Origin of the sequence: Streptomyces caniscabiei (genome assembly GCF_014930365.1) — a bacterium.
Taxonomy (GTDB): Bacteria; Actinomycetota; Actinomycetes; order Streptomycetales; family Streptomycetaceae; genus Streptomyces; species Streptomyces caniscabiei.
Map to the genome: position 1 here is coordinate 133,979 of NZ_JABXWI010000011.1, position 18,661 is coordinate 152,639.

General features: G+C 69.7%; 17 protein-coding genes. 2 read left to right on the forward strand and 15 right to left on the reverse strand.

Annotation, left to right across the window (positions count from 1 at the left end; translation table 11 throughout):
- Positions 1-2: 2 nt before the first annotated feature.
- The 6 genes from HW837_RS29000 to HW837_RS29025 form a co-directional block, all read right to left on the reverse strand.
- Positions 3-449, reverse strand: coding sequence for a DUF948 domain-containing protein (locus HW837_RS29000; RefSeq protein ID WP_193380511.1), 447 nt, complete (start codon positions 447-449; stop codon positions 3-5).
- Positions 450-643: 194 nt separating this feature from the next.
- Entirely contained in the window at positions 644-1,258 is a 615-nt protein-coding gene (gene rpsD / locus HW837_RS29005; protein ID WP_033532580.1) for a 30S ribosomal protein S4, read from the reverse strand.
- Positions 1,259-1,553: 295 nt separating this feature from the next.
- The gene (locus tag HW837_RS29010; RefSeq protein ID WP_045557233.1) at positions 1,554-2,909 is read right to left on the reverse strand and encodes a replication-associated recombination protein A; all 1,356 of its coding nucleotides are present in this window, start codon (positions 2,907-2,909) and stop codon (positions 1,554-1,556) included.
- A 90-nt stretch (positions 2,910-2,999) separates the two neighbouring features.
- Positions 3,000-3,638 (reverse strand): vitamin K epoxide reductase family protein, encoded by a 639-nt coding sequence (locus HW837_RS29015; RefSeq protein WP_177261790.1) that lies wholly within the window; start codon positions 3,636-3,638, stop codon positions 3,000-3,002.
- Positions 3,639-3,785: 147 nt separating this feature from the next.
- Entirely contained in the window at positions 3,786-5,048 is a 1,263-nt protein-coding gene (hisS, locus tag HW837_RS29020) for a histidine--tRNA ligase (RefSeq protein ID WP_045557231.1), read from the reverse strand.
- A 13-nt stretch (positions 5,049-5,061) separates the two neighbouring features.
- The gene (locus HW837_RS29025; RefSeq protein WP_193380481.1) at positions 5,062-5,778 is read right to left on the reverse strand and encodes an MBL fold metallo-hydrolase; all 717 of its coding nucleotides are present in this window, start codon (positions 5,776-5,778) and stop codon (positions 5,062-5,064) included.
- A gap of 170 nt (positions 5,779-5,948) precedes the next feature.
- Between HW837_RS29025 and HW837_RS29030 the strand changes: the two genes are divergently transcribed.
- Both HW837_RS29030 and HW837_RS29035 read left to right on the forward strand, forming a co-directional pair.
- Positions 5,949-6,794, forward strand: coding sequence for a peptidylprolyl isomerase (locus HW837_RS29030; RefSeq protein WP_045557229.1), 846 nt, complete (start codon positions 5,949-5,951; stop codon positions 6,792-6,794).
- Positions 6,795-6,929: 135 nt separating this feature from the next.
- Positions 6,930-8,159, forward strand: coding sequence for a DUF349 domain-containing protein (locus HW837_RS29035; RefSeq protein WP_045557228.1), 1,230 nt, complete (start codon positions 6,930-6,932; stop codon positions 8,157-8,159).
- Between the two features lie 89 nt (positions 8,160-8,248).
- On the opposite strand, the gene HW837_RS29040 is transcribed toward HW837_RS29035, so the two are convergent.
- The 9 genes from HW837_RS29040 to HW837_RS29085 form a co-directional block, all read right to left on the reverse strand.
- Entirely contained in the window at positions 8,249-10,810 is a 2,562-nt protein-coding gene (locus HW837_RS29040; RefSeq protein WP_045557227.1) for a RelA/SpoT family protein, read from the reverse strand.
- A 347-nt stretch (positions 10,811-11,157) separates the two neighbouring features.
- The gene (locus HW837_RS29050) at positions 11,158-11,697 is read right to left on the reverse strand and encodes an adenine phosphoribosyltransferase (RefSeq protein WP_045557226.1); all 540 of its coding nucleotides are present in this window, start codon (positions 11,695-11,697) and stop codon (positions 11,158-11,160) included.
- Positions 11,694-12,788, reverse strand: a complete 1,095-nt coding sequence (secF, locus tag HW837_RS29055) for a protein translocase subunit SecF (RefSeq protein ID WP_045557225.1) — start codon at positions 12,786-12,788, stop codon at positions 11,694-11,696. The genes HW837_RS29050 and secF overlap by 4 nt, the downstream gene beginning before the upstream one ends.
- Before the next feature lies 1 nt (position 12,789).
- The gene (gene secD, locus HW837_RS29060) at positions 12,790-14,574 is read right to left on the reverse strand and encodes a protein translocase subunit SecD (RefSeq protein ID WP_093789360.1); all 1,785 of its coding nucleotides are present in this window, start codon (positions 14,572-14,574) and stop codon (positions 12,790-12,792) included.
- A 132-nt stretch (positions 14,575-14,706) separates the two neighbouring features.
- Positions 14,707-15,216: a preprotein translocase subunit YajC gene (gene yajC, locus HW837_RS29065; RefSeq protein WP_045557223.1), complete on the reverse strand. Its 510-nt coding sequence runs from the start codon at positions 15,214-15,216 to the stop codon at positions 14,707-14,709.
- Between the two features lie 174 nt (positions 15,217-15,390).
- Positions 15,391-16,461: a Holliday junction branch migration DNA helicase RuvB gene (gene ruvB / locus HW837_RS29070; RefSeq protein ID WP_045557222.1), complete on the reverse strand. Its 1,071-nt coding sequence runs from the start codon at positions 16,459-16,461 to the stop codon at positions 15,391-15,393.
- Positions 16,462-16,546: 85 nt separating this feature from the next.
- Positions 16,547-17,152 (reverse strand): Holliday junction branch migration protein RuvA, encoded by a 606-nt coding sequence (gene ruvA / locus HW837_RS29075; protein ID WP_045557221.1) that lies wholly within the window; start codon positions 17,150-17,152, stop codon positions 16,547-16,549.
- Positions 17,149-17,679: a crossover junction endodeoxyribonuclease RuvC gene (gene ruvC, locus HW837_RS29080; protein ID WP_045557220.1), complete on the reverse strand. Its 531-nt coding sequence runs from the start codon at positions 17,677-17,679 to the stop codon at positions 17,149-17,151. The genes ruvA and ruvC overlap by 4 nt, the downstream gene beginning before the upstream one ends.
- A gap of 202 nt (positions 17,680-17,881) precedes the next feature.
- Positions 17,882-18,634 (reverse strand): YebC/PmpR family DNA-binding transcriptional regulator, encoded by a 753-nt coding sequence (locus tag HW837_RS29085; protein ID WP_045557219.1) that lies wholly within the window; start codon positions 18,632-18,634, stop codon positions 17,882-17,884.
- Positions 18,635-18,661: the final 27 nt, after the last annotated feature.

The window sequence follows — 18,661 nt, forward strand, 5'->3', positions numbered from 1 at the left end:
GGTCAGTCCTTCTTTCCACGGGTGCCACGCCTGCTCCGGCGCGTGCCCGGCACGGTACGCCCCACGATCACCGTACGACGCGGCTCCTTGGTGGGCTCGCCCTCCCGGCGGCCGCCCATGGCCCGGCGCACGCCGTAGCCGAAGGCGGCGACCTTGACGAGGGGGCCGCCGAAGGTGGACGCGACGGTCGTGGAGAGCGCCGAGGCGTTCGACGTGACCTCCTGGACGTCGGACGCGATGGCGTCGACCCGCTCGATCTGGGTCTGCGCGGAGCGGACCGCGGTGGACGCGTCGGCGAGGAGGGGGACGGCCTGGTCGGTCACGTCCGCGACGAGCTTGGTGGTCGCCTTGAGCGTCTGGGCCAGCCTCGCCAGCGCGACGGCGAGGAAGGAGACCAGGATCGCCCAGAAGACGGCCACCAGGATCCCGGCCACCTCTCCACCGGACACTGTCTGCACCCGCTCCCTGGAACATGCCTGAACGTCGAAAGTCGTGTCCCGAGCCTATCGCGCCGCAGCGATCGCTCAGTACCGCATTAATGCCTACCGCACCAAGACGTCAGCCCGTCGTTCCCCCGCCTCGGAAGGCGGGGGAACGACGGGCTGACGCTCGGTGCGTGGGTCCTACGTCCGTCGAAAGAGGATCAACGGGCGTAGTACTCGACGACGAGCTGCTCGTCGCAGATGACCGGGATCTCCTTGCGGTTCGGGTCGCGGTCCAGGCGGAAGGCCAGGGCCTTCAGGTTCACCTGGAGGTAGCGCGGGGTCTCGCCGTCGGCGGCGAAGCCACCCTCGCGGGCGACCTCGAACAGCGGCTTCTGACGGCTGCGCTCACGGACCATGACGACGTCGTCCGGCTTGACGCGGAAGGACGGCTTGTCGACCTTGTGGCCGTTGACCTCGATGTGGCCGTGGACGACCATCTGGCGGGCCTGGTAGATCGTGCGGGCGATGCCCGAACGCAGGACCAGCGCGTCGAGACGGCGCTCGAGCTCGATGATCAGGGCCTCACCGGTCTTGCCCTGGACCTTGGAGGCACGCTCGTAGGCGCGGACGAGCTGGCGCTCGGACACGTCGTACTGCGCGCGCAGACGCTGCTTCTCGAGCAGACGGACCTTGTAGTCCGAGTTCTGCTTGCGGCCGCGGCCGTGCTCGCCCGGCGGGTAGGGGCGGGCCTCGAAGTACTTGACGGCCTTCGGGGTCAGCGCGATGCCGAGGGCACGCGACTTCTTGACCTTGGGGCGGGACTGGTTCGCCACGATCTCTCATTTCTGGGTGTTCGGCTTGTCAGGGTTGAGGGAGGTCGCATCCGCAGCCGGGGAAACCCGCCGACTCCGCTAGGGACCCGATGGGCAGCCGCTCCCTGGTCTGGGCACATACGTGCAGCACGCGAGTGGCCCACCGACCGGTCCCGTCGTACGACGGATGGTGGTGGGCTGCCCGCGACACCATTCGAACGGTGCGCGACGCTCCTGGAACCCCCGGAGGGGTTCCGGCTGACCGTCCCGTTCTGACTGCACGGGACACAGCACTTCGACCGAGTCTACAGGCTGCTCAGGACCGCTTACGACCGAGGCGCTGACGGGTCCACTCCACCGCGTCGGCGTACCGCGCCTCGGCGCCGTGGCGGGTGGGGGTGTAGTACTCCCGGTCCTTGAGCTCCTCCGGTGCGTACTGCTGGGCCGCGATCCCTTCGGGCAGGTCGTGCGGGTAGACGTACCCCTGTGCGTGACCGAGCTTGGCCGCGCCCTTGTAGTGCCCGTCTCTCAGGTGCGTCGGCACGGGTCCCGCGTGTCCCTTGCGCACGTCCTCCATGGCGGCGCCGATGGCCGTCGTCGCGGCGTTCGACTTGGGCGCCAGGGCGAGGGCGATGGTGGCGTGGCTGAGGGTGAGGGCCGCCTCGGGGAAGCCGATCATGGCGACGGCCTGGGCGGCGGCCACGGCTATCGGCAGGGCGTTCGGATCGGCCAGTCCGATGTCCTCGCTGGCGGAGATCATCAGGCGGCGGGCGATGAACCGGGGATCCTCGCCGGCCTCGATCATCCGCGCCAGGTAGTGCAGCGCGGCGTCCACGTCCGACCCGCGGATGGACTTGATCAGAGCGCTGGCCACGTCGTAGTGCTGGTCGCCGTCGCGGTCGTACTTGACGGCGGCGCGGTCGACGGTCTCCTCCAGTGTCTGGAGACCGATCTCGTCCTCTCCCTTGTCGAGGGCGGCGCCGGCCGCTGCCTCCAGCGCGGTCAGGGCCCGGCGGGCGTCGCCCCCGGCGATCCGCAGGAGGTGCGCCTCGGTGTCCTCGGGGAGGGTGACGGCGCCCTTCAGGCCGCGCTCGTCGGTGAGAGCGCGCTTGAGCAGGCCGCGCAGGTCGTCGTCGGTGAGCGGTTCGAGGGTGAGGAGGAGGGAGCGGGAGAGGAGCGGGGAGATCACCGAGAAGTACGGGTTCTCCGTGGTGGCCGCGATGAGGGTGACCCAGCGGTTCTCGACGGCCGGGAGGAGGGAGTCCTGCTGGGCCTTGCTGAAGCGGTGGATCTCGTCGAGGAAGAGGACGGTCTCCTTGCCGAAGCCGCCGGTGGCGCGGCGGGCGCCCTCGATGACCGCGCGGACCTCCTTGACCCCGGCGGTGATCGCGGACAGTTCCACGAACCGCTTGTTGGTGGCCTTGGAGACGACGTACGCCAGGGTCGTCTTGCCGGTGCCGGGCGGGCCCCAGAGGATCACCGAGGAGGGTCCGGCGGGGCCGCCGCCGGACTCGCCGACCAGTCTGCGCAGCGGCGAGCCGGGCTTCAGCAGATGCTGCTGGCCCACGACCTCGTCCAGGGTGCGCGGACGCATCCGTACGGCCAGGGGGCTGGCGGCCGGGTCCTTCTCCTGGCGCTCTTCGGCGGCTGCGGTGAACAGATCGGGCTCCACACCGAAAACCCTATGTCACGCCACCGACAGTCCGTCCGGGGCCGCCTGGGCCGCCTGGGCCGCCTGGGCCGCCGGGAGGCCGTGGACCCGTCAGCTGGTCCAGAAGTCCCACCAGCGGGTCAGGATCAGCATGCCGATGATGCCGATGTGCATCACGGGCAGGACCCAGGTGAACTCGCCGAAGAAGCTCTTCAGCCAGCCGGGCGCCGGCAGGAAGCCGTTGCGGATGTTGGAGGAGGTGACGTACCAGAACATCAGGATGGTGGCGACCCAGGCCAGGCAGCACCACAGGCAGAGCGAGTTGATGTTGTAGAGCGACTGGTACTGGAGCCAGGTCACGAAGCCGACCCCGAAGAGGGTGCCGGCGTTGAAGGTGAGCCAGTACCAGCGCGGGTAGGTCGCGCGGGCGAGCAGGCTGATGCCGACGCAGATCACGATGCCGTAGGCGACGAGGCCGAGCATCGGGTTGGGGAACCCGAAGACGGAGGCCTGGTCGCTCTTCATGATGTTGCCGCAGGAGACGACCGGGTTGAGGCTGCACCCGGGGGTGAAGTTCGGGTCCTCCAGCAGCTTGAACTTGTCGAGCGTGATGACCCAGGAGGCGAGCAGCCCGGCCGCGCCGGTGATCAGCAGCAGGATCGCGAAGGCACGGCTGCCGCCCACCGTGCGCGGGGCCTCGCCGTGTTCCCGGTCGGTGGTCGGGACGTCCCTGACTGTCGTCTTGCTCATCACGTCGATTCCGTCGATTCCGTAGCGTCGAAGGGGCCGCTGGGGCACGGTCATTGTGCCGTACACCCTCGCGCCCGGACCGTTCACTGGACGTAAAAGTCGCCCCCGCCACCCGTAACGGGCGACGAGGGCGACAACGGTTCGAACTCAGCCCAGCCGGGCTTCCAGCTCCGCCACGATCTCGTTCACGCCGACGGCGACCTGCTCGCCGGACTCCATGTCCTTGAGCTGGACGATGCCCTCGGCGAGGTCGCGCTCGCCGGCCACGATCGTGTACCGCGCGCCGCTGCGGTTGGCGTTCTTCATCGCGCCCTTCAGGCCCTTGCCGCCGTAGGCGAAGTCGGCCGCGATGCCGACCTTGCGCAGCTCGGTGACCTTCGCGAACAGCAGCCGGCGGGCCTCGTCGCCGAGCGGGACGGCGAAGACGCTGGTGGCGGCGGGGAGTTCGAGCTCGACGCCCTCCGCCTCCAGGGCGAGAACCGTGCGGTCGACGCCGAGCGCCCAGCCGACCGAGGGCAGCGCGGGGCCGCCGATCATCTCGGAGAGACCGTCGTAGCGGCCGCCGCCGCCCACCGCGGACTGCGAGCCGAGGCCGTCGTGGACGAACTCGAAGGTCGTACGGGTGTAGTAGTCCAGGCCGCGGACCAGCTTGAGGTCGTCCTCGAAGGCGACGCCCGCCGCCGTGATCAGGGCGCGCACCTCCTCGTGGTACGCCTTGCAGGCGTCGCAGAGGTAGTCGCGAAGCAGCGGGGCGTCACCGAGCTGCTTCTGCACCGACTCGCGCTTGTCGTCGAGGACGCGCAGCGGGTTGATCTCCGCGCGGCGCAGCGTGTCCTCGTCGAGGTCCAGGCCGCGCAGGAACTCCTGGAGCGCGGCGCGGTAGACGGGACGGCACTCCTTGTCGCCGAGGCTGTTGAGCAGGATGCGGAAGTTCCTGAGGCCCAGCGAGCGGTACGCCTGGTCGGCCAGGATGATCAACTCGGCGTCCAGGGCCGGGTCCTCGGCACCGATCGCCTCGGCACCGACCTGGGAGAAGTGGCGGTAGCGGCCCTTCTGGGGGCGCTCGTAGCGGTAGTACGAGCCGGAGTACCAGAGCTTGACCGGGAGGTTGCCGGCCTTGTGGAGGTTGGCCTCCAGTGCGGCGCGCAGCACGGACGCGGTGCCCTCGGGGCGCAGGGCGAGCCTGGTGCCGCCCTTGGTCTCGAAGGCGTACATCTCCTTGGTCACGATGTCGGTGGACTCACCGACACCGCGGGCGAACAGCTCGACGTTCTCGAAGCCGGGCGTCTCGATGTAGCCGTAGCCGGAGTCGCGCAGCGGGGCGGCGATGGCCTCGCGGACGGCCAGGTACTTGGCGCTGTCCGGGGGCAGCAGGTCGTACGTGCCCTTGGGTGCCTGAAAGGTGCTCACGGAAGGTCTCTCGTCACATTCCTCGTCGGGGAGGGGTCGTCGGACCCGCTCCCTGGCCGTCGGCGGCCACCTGCCGCAGATACGGGTTGGTGGCGCGCTCCTGGCCGATGGTGGTCTGGGGGCCGTGGCCGGACAGCACCACGGTCGAGTCGTCGAGCGGCAGGCACACGCGGGCCAGCGAGTCGAGCATCTCGGCCATGTCGCCGCCGGGCAGGTCGGTGCGTCCGATGGAGCCGGCGAACAGCAGATCCCCGGAGAAGAACACGGAGGGGATCTCCGTGTTCTCGGGCATCCGGAAGGTCACCGACCCCTTGGTATGGCCGGGCGCGTGCGAGACGGCCAGCTCCAGACCGGCCAGCTCCAGCTTCGCGCCGTCGGTCAGCTCCTTGACGTCACCGGGCTCCCCCACGGTCAGCTCGCCCATGAGCGGCATGCCGATGGAACGGCCGAGCGCCTTCTCGGGGTCGCTCATCATGTACCGGTCCTCGGGGTGGATCCACGCCGGAACGTCGTGCGCGCCGCACACGGGGACGACCGAGGCCACATGGTCGATGTGGCCGTGGGTGAGGACGACGGCGACGGGCTTGAGGCGATGCTTCTTCAGCGTCTCCTCGACTCCCTCGGTGGCCTGGTGGCCCGGGTCGATGATCACGCACTCCTCACCGGCGGCGGGGGCGACCAGATAACAGTTGGTCCCCCAGGCCCCGGCGGGGAACCCGGCAATGAGCACGATCGTCCTTCTTGTGGCGTACGAGGGTGGTGGGTTGCTGTGGCTCAGAGCCTACCGGCGCTGCCGTTTCCTCAGCGAACCCATATACGGTACGGGTCACACGCAATCAGTCCACTCAACGGACGCGCGACGCACCCGTCGACGTACGAGACGCATGAGGAGAGAACCCCGTGGTCAGCCAGGATCAGCGGCGGCGTCAGCTCGCCCGGGAGAAGTTCTTGCGGCAGCAGCAGCGGCGTACGTCCGCGCGACGCAAGGCACGAGTCCGCAACGCGGCAATCGCTTCGGTGCTCGGTGTGATCCTGGTCGGCAGTGTGGCGCTCTACACGACCGACGTCCTCAAGGGCGACGACAAGAAGGACAACGTGAGCGCGGAGGCGAGCCCGAGCACCTCGCCCAGCAAGGCGCCGGACCCCTGTGAGAAGGCGGCCGCGGGCAAGGTGAAGGAACTCACCTTCAAGAAGGAACCCGCGATCACCATCGACAAGACCGCGAAGTACACGATGGATCTGCAGACGACCTGTGGTGCCATCGACATAGCGATGGACGCGGCGAAGGCACCGCACACCGTGAACTCGTTCAACTTCCTTGTGAACAAGGGATACCTGGACCACACGAAGTGCCACCGTCTGACCACCGAGGGCATCTACGTCCTCCAGTGCGGTGACCCGCAGGGCACCGGCATGGGCGGTCCCGGCTACACGATCCCGGACGAGAACCTGAAGGACTCCCGTCTGAAGGGCGATGTGTACCCGGCGGGCACGGTCGCGATGGCGAACCAGTTCAACGGGCAGACGGGCGAGGGCAAGAACAGCGGCGGCAGCCAGTTCTTCCTGGTCTTCCAGGACAGTCCGCTGCCGGCCAACTACACACCGTTCGGCACGGTCTCCGAGGCGGGCATGAAGGTCCTGAAGAAGATCGCCGACGCGGGAGCCGAGCCCGCGGACCCTCAGACCGGCAACACGGCACCCAACGCGACCGTGGTCATCAACAAGGCGACTGTCAAGAAGTCCTGACCACCAACAGCGAAATTTCGGTCGCGCGGGATGCGGACAGGCAACCCGCCGGTCGCCTATGTTGGCCGTGACGAAACTGTGGACGATGCCCGGGGGCACTGAGGCCCCTTGCAGGCATCATGTGGAGGAGGCGCTGTGAGCAGCGACCCGTGGGGCCGCGTCGACGAGACGGGGACCGTGTACGTGCGTACGGCCGACGGCGAGCAGGTCGTCGGTTCCTGGCAGGCCGGCTCCCCTGAGGAGGCTCTGGCCTACTTCGAGCGCAAGTACGAAGGCCTGGTTGTCGAGATCGGCCTCCTCGAGAAGCGCGTCAGGACCACCGACCTGTCGGCGAAGGACGCCCAGACCGCGATCGACCACATTCGCGAGCAGGTGGACGCGCACCACGCGGTCGGTGACCTCGCAGCGCTGAAGGTCCGGCTGGACAAGCTCGTGGAGACCGTCGAGGCGCGGCGCGAGGAGCGCAAGCAGCAGCGGGCCAAGCAGTCCGACGAGGCGCGGCACGCCAAGGAGGCGCTGGTCGCCGAGGCGGAGGAGCTGGCCCAGTCCGACCAGTGGCGGTCCGCCGGTGAACGGCTGCGGGCGCTGGTGGACACCTGGAAGGGGCTGCCGCGGCTGGACCGGAAGTCCGACGACGAGCTCTGGCACCGCTTCTCGCACGCCCGCTCGGCGTTCTCCAAGCGTCGCAAGGCCCACTTCGCGCAGCTCGACGCGCAGCGCGAGGACGCCCGCAAGACCAAGGAGAAGCTGGTCGCGGAGGCCGAGGCCCTGTCGAACTCGACGGACTGGGGTCCGACGGCCGCGCGCTACCGCGAGCTGATGGCCGACTGGAAGGCCGCCGGCCGCGCCCAGCGCGAGCACGAGGACGACCTGTGGAACCGCTTCCGCGGCGCCCAGGACGTCTTCTTCGCCGCCCGCAGCTCGGTGTTCGCCGAGCGTGACGCGGAGCAGACGGAGAACCTCAAGCTCAAGGAGGAGCTGGCCGGAGAGGCGGAGAAGATCCTGCCGGTGACGGATCTGAAGGCGGCCCGTGCCGCGTTCCGCTCCGTCAACGAGCGGTGGGAGGCCATCGGCCACGTCCCGCGTGACGCCCGTCCGAAGGTCGAGGGCCGGATGCACGCGGTCGAGCGGGCCATCCAGGAGGCCGAGGAAGCGGAGTGGCGCCGCACCAACCCGGAGGCCCGTGCCCGTGCGGCCGGCCTCACGGGTCAGCTCCAGGCCGCCGTGGACAAGCTGAAGACCCAGATCGAGGCCGCCCGCGCGCAGGGCAACAACGCCAAGGCCGACAAGCTCCAGCGCGAGCTGGACGGCCGCCAGGCGCTGCTGGACCAGGCGCTGAAGGGTCTGCAGGAGTTCGGCGGCTGATCGGCGGCTGACGCCGAGCGCCCATCACCTGTGAGAGGGGCTCCCGTACGGTTCGTACGGGAGCCCCTCTCACATGTGCGCGAGCGCGGTCACGGCCTGCGTGCCGATGTCACCCGGTACACGTCGTAGACGCCCTCCACCCCGCGTACGGCCTTCAGGACGTGGCCCAGGTGTTTCGGGTCGCCCATCTCGAAGGTGAAGCGGGAGGTGGCGACGCGGTCACGGGAGGTCTGGACGGCGGCCGAGAGGATGTTGACGTGCTGGTCGGACAGGACACGGGTGACGTCCGACAGCAGGCGGCTGCGGTCCAGGGCCTCGACCTGTATGGCGACGAGGAAGACCGAGGACTGGGTCGGGGCCCACTCGACGTCGAGGATGCGCTCGGGCTCCCGGGACAGCGACTCGACGTTGACGCAGTCGCTGCGGTGAACCGATACGCCACTGCCCCGGGTGACGAAGCCGATGATGGGGTCGCCGGGAACGGGCGTACAGCAGCGGGCGAGCTTGACCCAGACGTCGTCGACGCCCTTGACCACGACACCGGGGTCGTTGCTGCCGCGCCGCTTGCGGCTGCGGCCGCGGCTGGGCGGTACGGACTCGTCGATCTCCTCGGTCGCGGCCTCCTCGCCGCCGAGGGCCTGGACGAGCTTCTGGACCACGCTCTGCGCGGAGACATGGCCTTCGCCTATGGCCGCGTAGAGGGCGGAGATGTCCGGGTAGCGCATCTCGTGCGCCAGGGTGACGAGCGAGTCGCCGGTGAGGATGCGCTGGATCGGCAGGTTCTGCTTGCGCATCGCGCGGACGATGGCGTCCTTGCCCTGCTCGATCGCCTCGTCGCGCCGCTCCTTGGAGAACCAGGCGCGGATCTTGTTGCGGGCGCGCGGCGACTTCACGAAGCCGAGCCAGTCGCGGGAGGGGCCCGCGCCGGCCGCCTTGGAGGTGAAGACCTCCACCAGGTCGCCGTTGTCGAGGGTGGACTCGAGCGGGACCAGGCGGCCGTTGACCCGGGCGCCTATGGTGCGGTGGCCGACCTCGGTGTGGACCGCGTACGCGAAGTCGACGGGGGTCGCGCTGGCCGGCAGCGCGATGACGTCGCCCTTCGGGGTGAAGACGAAGACCTCGTTGCGGGAGAGGTCGAAGCGCAGGGACTCCAGGAACTCTCCGGGGTCCTCGGTCTCCTTCTGCCAGTCCAGCAGCTGCCGCAGCCAGGCCATGTCGTTGAGGTGGTCGTCCTTGCCGGTGGTCCGGGGTGCGTCCGAACGCACCTTGGAGGCACCGGCGACGGCCTCCTGCTTGTACTTCCAGTGCGCGGCGATGCCGTACTCGGCGCGGCGGTGCATGTCGAACGTCCGGATCTGGAGTTCGACGGGCTTGCCGTTGGGTCCGATGACCGTCGTGTGCAGCGACTGGTACATGTTGAACTTGGGCATCGCGATGTAGTCCTTGAACCGCCCCGGAACCGGGTTCCAGCGGGCGTGGACGGTGCCCAGGGCCGCGTAGCAGTCACGGACGGTGTCCACCAGGACGCGGATGCCGACCAGGTCGTAGATCTCCGCGAAGTCACGGCCGCGGACGATCATCTTCTGGTAGACGCTGTAGTAGTGCTTCGGGCGGCCGGTGACGGTCGCCTTGATGCGGGCGGCCCGCAGGTCCTGCTGCACCTCGTCGGTCACTATGGCGAGGTACTCGTCGCGCTTGGGTGCCCGCTCGGCCACCAGCCGCACGATCTCGTCGTACATCTTGGGGTAGAGGATCGCGAAGGCGAGGTCCTCCAGCTCCCACTTGATGGTGTTCATGCCCAGGCGGTGGGCGAGCGGCGCGTAGATCTCCAGGGTCTCGCGCGCCTTCTTCTCCTGCTTCTCGCGCTTGAGGTAGCGCATGGTGCGCATGTTGTGCAGGCGGTCGGCGAGCTTGATGACCAGGACGCGGGGGTCCTTGGCCATGGCGACGACCATCTTGCGCACGGTCTCGGCCTGGGCGGCCTCGCCGAACTTGACCTTGTCGAGCTTGGTGACGCCGTCGACGAGGAGGCCGACGGATTCGCCGAAGTCGCGGCGGAGCTGGTCGAGGCCGTACTCGGTGTCCTCGACGGTGTCGTGCAGCAGACCGGCCATCAGGGTGGCCGGATCCATGCCCAGCTCGGCGAGGATGGTGGTGACGGCGAGCGGGTGCGTGATGTACGGGTCGCCGCTCTTGCGCTTCTGGCCCCGGTGCCAGCGCTCGGCGACCTGGTAGGCCTTCTCGATCTGGCGGAGCGTGGACGTCTCGATCTTCGGGTCGTTGCTGCGCACGATCCGCAGCAGCGGCTCCAGCACCGGGTTGTACGGGTTGGAGCGCTGCACGCCGAGCCGGGCGAGCCGGGCCCGTACGCGGTTGGAGGACCCGGAGCGGGCGGGCTGGCCCGTGGTGGCGGGGCGGGCCGGGGACGCCGGGGCGGGCGCGGGTGCGGGGCGCTCGGGCGGGGCCGGCTTGGGGCGCGACGGGCCGTCGGTCTTCTCGGCGGGCGCGGACTGGGCGTGCTCGACGGAGCCCTGCGCGGACGTGGCGGTGTTCTCGGGGTTCGCCTTCGTCGCGTTCTGCGCGGGCTTGGCCGCGGGGCCCGAGGCGGACTCGGGCTTGGCGGCGGTCAGGTGCTGGGCCTCGTCTGCCAAGAGGGCTCCTCGTGCGCGATCCGGGTCCCGGTCAGGCTCCGGAGCACCCATGGTAGCGATCCCGCGCCCCAGGATCGCCTTCAGGCCACAGTGAGGGCGGTCGACCCATGAAACACGAGGGGTGCGCGACGGATTCCTGAGGCCGTCTCGGGGTGCCTTGTCGGGTGCGCCTCCGGTGGGCTTCTCGCGCAGTTCCCCGCGCCCCTTCGGGAGCGCGGCGGTCCCGCCGGGGGGCTTGGGGGCCTGCGCGGTGGGCTGGGTGCGGGCCGGTCGTGTTGAAGGGGATCTACGACGACGGGCGCCCCGGGAGGATCCCGGGGCGCCCGTCGTGTGCTCTGTGCCGTGTGTCAGACGGTGATCAGGGCCTCCAGCGGGGCACCCGCCAGCGCGGTTTCCAGGCGCCTGCGGCCCGGGAGGAACGACAGCTCCATCAGGACCGCCAGGCCGGCGACCTGGGCGCCCGCGCGGCGGATCAGCTGGAGGGAGGCCTCGGCGGTGCCGCCGGTGGCGAGGACGTCGTCGATGACCATGACGCGGTCGCCCGCGCTCAGGTCCTCGGCGTGCACCTCGATCTCGGCGGAGCCGTACTCCAGGTCGTAGGCCTGGCCGAGGGTGGCTCCGGGGAGCTTGCCCGCCTTGCGTACGGGGACGAAGCCGACGCCGGCGCGGACGGCGGCCGGGGCGCCCAGGATGAAGCCCCGGGCCTCCAGGCCGACGACCTTCGTGGCGCCGTGCCGCACGGTCAGCTCGGCCAGCGCGTCCGTCAGCGCGGTGAACGCCGCCGGGTCGGCCAGCAGCGGGGTGATGTCCTTGAACATCACGCCCGGCTGCGGGTAGTCCGCGACGTCACGGATGCGGCTGAGCAGCAGCTCCTTGATGTCGGTCATCGCCGCTTCCCGCCCCGGCCCCGGCTGCGGCTCCCGGTCTGGGCGCGCGGGCCGACCACCGCGGGGGTGGCGTCCTCGGGCTCGTCGTCGTACGGGCCGTCTGTCCCCGTCTCCGCGTCGTGCTCGGCCTGGGCCCGCTTGGCGAGGATGCGCTTCTTGAGGGCCTTCAGCTGCGGCTCGCGCTCCTTGAGGTCGGCGACGAGCGGCGTGGCGATGAAGATCGAGGAGTACGCACCGGCCGCGAGACCGACGAACAGCGACAGCGAGATGTCGTTGAGCATGCCGGCGCCGAGGACACCGCCGCCGATGAAGAGGAGGCCGGCGACCGGGAGCAGCGCCACCACGGTGGTGTTGATCGACCGCACCAGGGTGCTGTTGATCGAGCGGTTGGCGATCTCCGCGTACGTCCAGCGGTTCTGCTTGGTGATGTCCTTCGTCTGCTCCTTGAGGCTGTCGAAGACGACGACCGTGTCGTAGAGCGAGTAACCGAGGATGGTCAGCAGACCGATCACCGTGCCCGGCGTCACCTCGAAGCCGACGAGGGCGTAGATGCCGATCGTGATGGTGATGTCGTGGATCAGCGCGACGAACGCGGCGATGGCCATCCGCCACTCGAACGCGATCGCCAGATAGATCACCACGAGGACCAGGAAGATGGCCAGGCCCTGCCAGGCCTTGTTGGCGATCTGGTCACCCCAACTGGGGCCGACCAGGTCCGCGTTGATGGAGTCGGCGTCGACCTTCAGGTCCTTGGCGAGCTCCTGCTTGATCTCGTCGGACTTCGCCGTGTCCACACCGGAGATCTGGATGCGCAGGCTGTCGCTGCCGAGTTCCTGGACGATCGCGTCGTGGCCGGAGGCCTTCTCCGCGTAGGTCTCCGCCTGGCTGACCGAGACGCTCGTCTTCCCCGTGGTGAAGACGGCGCCGCCCTGGAACTCGATGCCCATGCTCAGCCCGCGCACCGCCAGGCCGACGATGGCCGTGATGGTGATCAGGATCGAGACGCCGTACCAGATCTTGCGGTTGCCGACGAAGTCGTAACCGACCTCGCCGCGGTGGAGTCGGGCTCCGAGGTCACCGAGCTTCGACATCTCAGGCCTCCTTCGGGTCGGCGGGGACGGCGGGACGGCGGGTGCGGCGCAGCGGCGGCCGGGCGCCCAGACGCTTCGGGTCCAGGCCGGACCAGCTGTGGCCGTTGCCGAAGAACTTGGTGCGGGCCAGCAGCGTCAGCAGCGGCTTCGTGAAGAAGAAGACGACCACGACGTCGAGCACGGTCGTCAGACCCAGCGTGAACGCGAAGCCCTGGACCTTGCCGACGGTCACGATGAAGAGCACCGCGGCGGAGAGGAACGACACGAAGTCGGAGACCAGGATGGTGCGCCGGGCGCGCGGCCAGGCCCGCTCGACGGCGGGACGCAGGGTGCGGCCCTCGCGGATCTCGTCCCGGACGCGTTCGAAGTACACGATGAACGAGTCCGCGGTGATACCGATCGCGACGATCGCGCCGCAGACCGCCGGGAGGTTCAGCGCGAAGTTGATGGTCGGGCCGAGCAGCGCCATGATCACATAGGTCAGGGCGGCCGAGACCAGCAGTGAGGCGATGGCGATCAGCGACAGGCCGCGGTAGTAGACGACCAGGTAGATCATGACCAGGGCCAGGCCGATCGCGCCGGCGATCAGACCGGCGTGCAGCTGCTCACCGCCGAGAGCCGGGCTCACGGTGCTGACGCTGGACTCCTTGAAGGTCAGCGGGAGCGCGCCGTACGACAGCATGTTGGCGAGGTTCTGGGCCTCCTCCTGCGTGAAGCTGCCGGAGATCTCGGCCTTGCCGCCGGTGACCGCCGCCTGCACGTAGGGGTGGGAGACGACCTCGTCGTCGAGGACGATCGCGAACTCGTTCTGCGGGGAGGTCTGCGTCGCCAGCTGGCCGGTGATGTCGGCGAACTTGTCGGCGCCCTTGGAGTCGAAGTCCATGACGACCTGCCAGCCGGTGCCGCTCTGCGTGTCGAGCAGCGCCTGGGCCTTGTCGACCTCGGTGCCGTCGACGCCGACCGGGCCGAGGATGAACTTGCTCCAGCTGCCGTTGTCCTGGCCGCAGGCCACGACGGTGTCGGTGGTCTTGCCCTTGCCGGCCTCGGCGCGCTGCTTGGGGTCGTTGCAGTCGAGGGCGGTGAACTTGGCCTGGAGCGCCTGGGTCGCCTTGTCGGCGCTCGGGGCCGCGGAGGGGGAGGCGCTGTCCGAGGCCTTGGCGGACGCGGAACCGCTGCCCGACGGCGTGGGGTCGGCCTTCAGCGCGTCGGTGAGCGCGCGGCCCTGCGACGTGGCGGAGGACGACGGGCTGGACGACGGGCTCGCGGAGTCACCGGCGCCGGGCTCGGTGGCCGCGTCCTTGCCGTCGGAGCTCGACGGGCTCGGCGAGCCGCTGCCACTGGTGCTCGGCGAGGCGGTGGGGTTCTCCGTCGCACCGGTGCCGACCTGGCTCGCGAGGACGGGACGGAAGTACAGCTTCGCGGTGGTGCCGACCTGTTCCCGGGCCTCTTCGGAATCCGTGCCCTTGGGAATGTTGACAATGATGTTGTCACGGCCCTGCGTCTGGACCTCGGCCTCGGACACGCCAAGACCGTTGACACGGCGGTTCATGATCTCGACCGCGGTGTCCATGTTGGTCTTGTTGATCGCGTTGGGCTGGCCGGGCTCGTTGATCGCCGTCAGTGTGATGCTCGTACCACCGGCGAGGTCGATGCCGAGACGCGGAGTGGTGTGTCCGGAGGCGAACATTCCCCCGGTGAGCGCCACAAGGGCGATCAGGATGAGGGCCAGCGCGCGCCCAGGCTTGCTCTGGGCGCTCGCGCTCCGGCCCTTCTTCGGTGCTGCCACCTTCTCGTACTCCCTCTCGGGCCGCCGTGCGCGGGGTCAGCGCGGGGACGGCCATGACTTGTGTCGGGAATCCGGCGAAAACGGCACGTGCCCGGGACGCGGGCGGTTCTCGCTCGCACTCCCGGGACGTGACTACTTCGCGTCGGACTCGCCGTCGGTCTTCTTCGGCTCTGCTTCGTCGGCCTTGGCCTCGTCGGCCTTCGCCTCGGCGGTCTCGTCGGTCGCGTCGTCCGACGCGTCCTTCTTGCCGAGGTCGATGGGCTTGTCGTCGGAAGCGGCGGAAGCGTCGTCGGAGGGCTCGTCGGTCTCGGTGAGGGAGGAGGCGTCGTCCGGGACGACGTCGGACTTCAGGTCGTGCTCGATGCCGTGGACGATGCGGTTGTACTCCTCGTCGCTGAGGACGGCACCGATGGAGTTCTTGGCGAACAGCAGCTCGACGCCCGGCCCGGCGTCGAGGAGGACCGTGTCCTCGCTGACCTCCTTGACGGTCGCGTACATGCCCCCGATCGTGCGGACGCCGGAACCGGGCTGCATCTGGTTCCGCATGTCGACGGCCTGCTGCTGCTTCTTCTTGGCCGATCGGGTCATCAGGATCATGGCCCCGATGAGCACGATGAACGGGAGGAGGGTCACGAGACTCACGGGTCGGAACTTCCTTCACACGACCGCGATGGCGAGCGGCCTGATGGTTGGGGGTATGTGTGCTGCCGACAAGGGCGGCATCGGCGGAGTCTAAGCGAGTCCACCGTGATGGAACAACGCACAGCATGTCACCGGGGTTCCATGCCGGGCGAGTACCGCGCCGTCACGAGACGGTCACGCCCCGAACAGGTCCTGTTGTCCGTTTCCGCCGGTCGTGCCGCGTGGCGGGGTGAGTCCGAGATGGGTCCAGGCGGCGGGGGTGGCGACCCGGCCGCGGGGGGTGCGGGCGAGGAGTCCCTCGCGGACGAGGAAGGGTTCGGCGACCTCCTCGACGGTCTCGCGCTCCTCCCCCACGGCGACGGCGAGGGTGGACAGGCCCACCGGTCCGCCGCCGAAGAGCTTGAGCAGGGCTTCGAGGACGCCCCGGTCGAGACGGTCGAGGCCACGGGCGTCCACCTCGTACACGGCGAGGGCGGCCGAGGCGATGTCGCGGGTGATGACGCCGTCGGCCTTGACCTGCGCGTAGTCCCGGACGCGGCGCAGCAGACGGTTGGCGATACGGGGGGTGCCGCGGGAGCGGCCGGCGATCTCGGCGGCGCCGGCCGTGTCGATCTCGACGTCGAGGAGGTTCGCCGAGCGGTGGATGACCCGCTCCAGCTCAGCGGGCTCGTAGAACTCCATGTGCGCGGTGAAGCCGAAGCGGTCGCGCAGCGGCGGCGGCAGCAGTCCCGCGCGGGTGGTGGCGCCGACCAGGGTGAACGGCGGCAGTTCGAGGGGGATCGCGGTGGCGCCGGGGCCCTTGCCGACGATCACGTCGACGCGGAAGTCCTCCATCGCCATGTACAGCATCTCCTCGGCGGGCCGGGACATGCGGTGGATCTCGTCGAGGAAGAGGACCTCGCCCTCCTGGAGGGAGGAGAGGATCGCGGCGAGATCGCCGGCGTGCTGGATGGCGGGGCCCGAGGTGATGCGGATGGGGGCGCCCATCTCGGCCGCGATGATCATCGAGAGGGTGGTCTTGCCGAGGCCCGGGGCGCCGGAGAGCAGGACGTGGTCGGCGGTCGCGCCGCGCGCGCGTGCCGCCCGCAGGACCAGGTCCAGTTGTTCACGGACCTTCTCCTGGCCGATGAACTCGTCCAGGTCCTTGGGGCGCAGGGCGGCCTCGACGGCCTGGTCCTCACGGTCGGCGACGGAGCCCACCAGGCGGTCGGCGGCCGTGTCGTCGGTCGTGTCGTCCCAGTTCATTGCGTGTGCCTCGCGGGTCGCGGTCGGATGGAGCGAAGGGTGGTGCGGCATCGTGCGGGTGGCGCACGAGGTCTCGACAGGGCGGTCAGCGGGCTCTGTTGAGGGTCTGGAGTGCCGCCTTCAGCAACTGGCCCACCTGGGGCGTGCCTTCGGTGGCCTCGGCCTGGGGGGTCACTGCCGACACGGCCTCGTCGGCCTCGCGGGTGGCGTACCCGAGGCCGATCAGGGCGGCGTGCAGCTGGTCGCGCCAGCCCTGGGTGACCGGGGCGCCGATCGCGGGGGCGCCGACGGGCTCGCCGAGGCGGTCCTTCAGTTCGAGCAGCAGCTTCTGGGCGCCCTTCTTGCCGATGCCGGGGACGGCGATCAGCGCCTTCTCGTCGCCGGTGGCGACCGCTCGGCGCAGGGCGTCGGGGCTGTGCACGGCCAACATCGCCTGGGCCAGGCGCGGTCCGACGCCGCTCGCGGTCTGGAGCAGTTCGAAGACCTGGCGCTCGTCGTCGTCCACGAAGCCGTACAGCGTCAGCGAGTCCTCGCGGACGACCAGGGAGGTGGCGAGCTTGGCCGGCTTGCCCATGCGGAGCCCGGACAACGTGTTGGGCGTGCACTGGACCGCGATGCCGATCCCGCCCACCTCGACCACCGCGGAGTCCGGGGCGAGGGCGGCGACCGGGCCGCTGACGAAGGCGATCATGACGTACGGCCTTTCGATGCGTGCAGGGCCACGGCCTGCTGGAGGCGGTTCTGGGCGGGGGCCCGCCAGATGTGGCAGATGGCGAGGGCGAGGGCGTCGGCGGCGTCCGCCGGTTTCGGTGGTGCGTCGAGCCGGAGGAGACGGGTGACCATGGCCCCGACCTGGGCCTTGTCTGCGCGGCCGCTGCCGGTGACGGCGGCCTTGACCTCGCTGGGGGTGTGCAGGGCGACGGGGATGCCGCGGCGGGCGGCGCACAGCATGGCGACGGCGCTGGCCTGGGCGGTGCCCATGACCGTGCGTACGTTGTGCTGGCTGAACACCCGTTCCACGGCGACGAATTCGGGGCGGTGCTCGTCGAGCCACTGCTCGATGCCCTGCTCGATCGCGACGAGGCGCAGGCCCAACTCGGCGTCGGCGGGCGTCCGGACGACTCCGACACCGAGCATGGTGAGCGGCCGTCCGGCGACGCCCTCGACAACGCCCACGCCACACCGCGTGAGTCCGGGGTCCACCCCGAGTACGCGCACCGCGCCCCCTCCCCTCTTTGCGGCTGAACCGCCGCCGCTCTCGCGGACCTGGCTGAGCACCATCGGGGTCCTCAATCGATGGTTGCGGCCCGTGGGCGGCGATCACTGACTGCCGTCAGGCTATCCGCTGCCACCGACAACAGCGGCGGGCCGGTAGGACGTGTCCCACCGGCCCGCCGGATCCGCTCGGTTCGCGGCAGCGCTACGCGTCGACCTTGGCCATCACGTCGTCGCTGACGTCGAAGTTGGCGAAGACGTTCTGCACGTCGTCGCTGTCCTCCAGGGCGTCGATCAGCTTGAAGATCTTCCTGGCGCCGTCCTCGTCCAGCTCGACCTGCATGGTCGGGACGAAGTTGGCCTCGGCGGAGTCGTAGTCGATGCCCGCTTCCTGGAGGGAGGAGCGGACCGCGACCAGGTCGGTGGCCTCGCTGAGCACCTCGAAGGACTCGCCCAGGTCGTTGACCTCCTCGGCGCCCGCGTCGAGCACGACCTCCAGGACGTCGTCCTCGGACAGCTCGCCCTTGGGGACGATCACGACGCCCTTGCGGTTGAAGAGGTAGGAGACGGAGCCCGGGTCGGCCATCGAGCCGCCGTTGCGGGTCATGGCGACCCGGACGTCGGAGGCGGCACGGTTGCGGTTGTCGGTGAGGCACTCGATGAGCACCGCGACACCGTTCGGGCCGTAGCCCTCGTACATGATCGTCTCGTAGTCGGCGCCACCGGCCTCCAGGCCGCCGCCGCGCTTGACCGCGGAGTCGATGTTCTTGTTCGGGACCGACTGCTTCTTCGCCTTCTGGATGGCGTCGTAGAGCGTCGGGTTGCCCTCGATGTCGACGCCGCCCATCCGGGCCGCGACTTCGATGTTCTTGATCAGCTTCGCGAAGAGCTTGCCGCGCTTGGCATCGATCACGGCCTTCTTGTGCTTCGTCGTAGCCCATTTAGAGTGGCCGGACATCTGCCTGTCTCCTTCGCGTTACCCAAC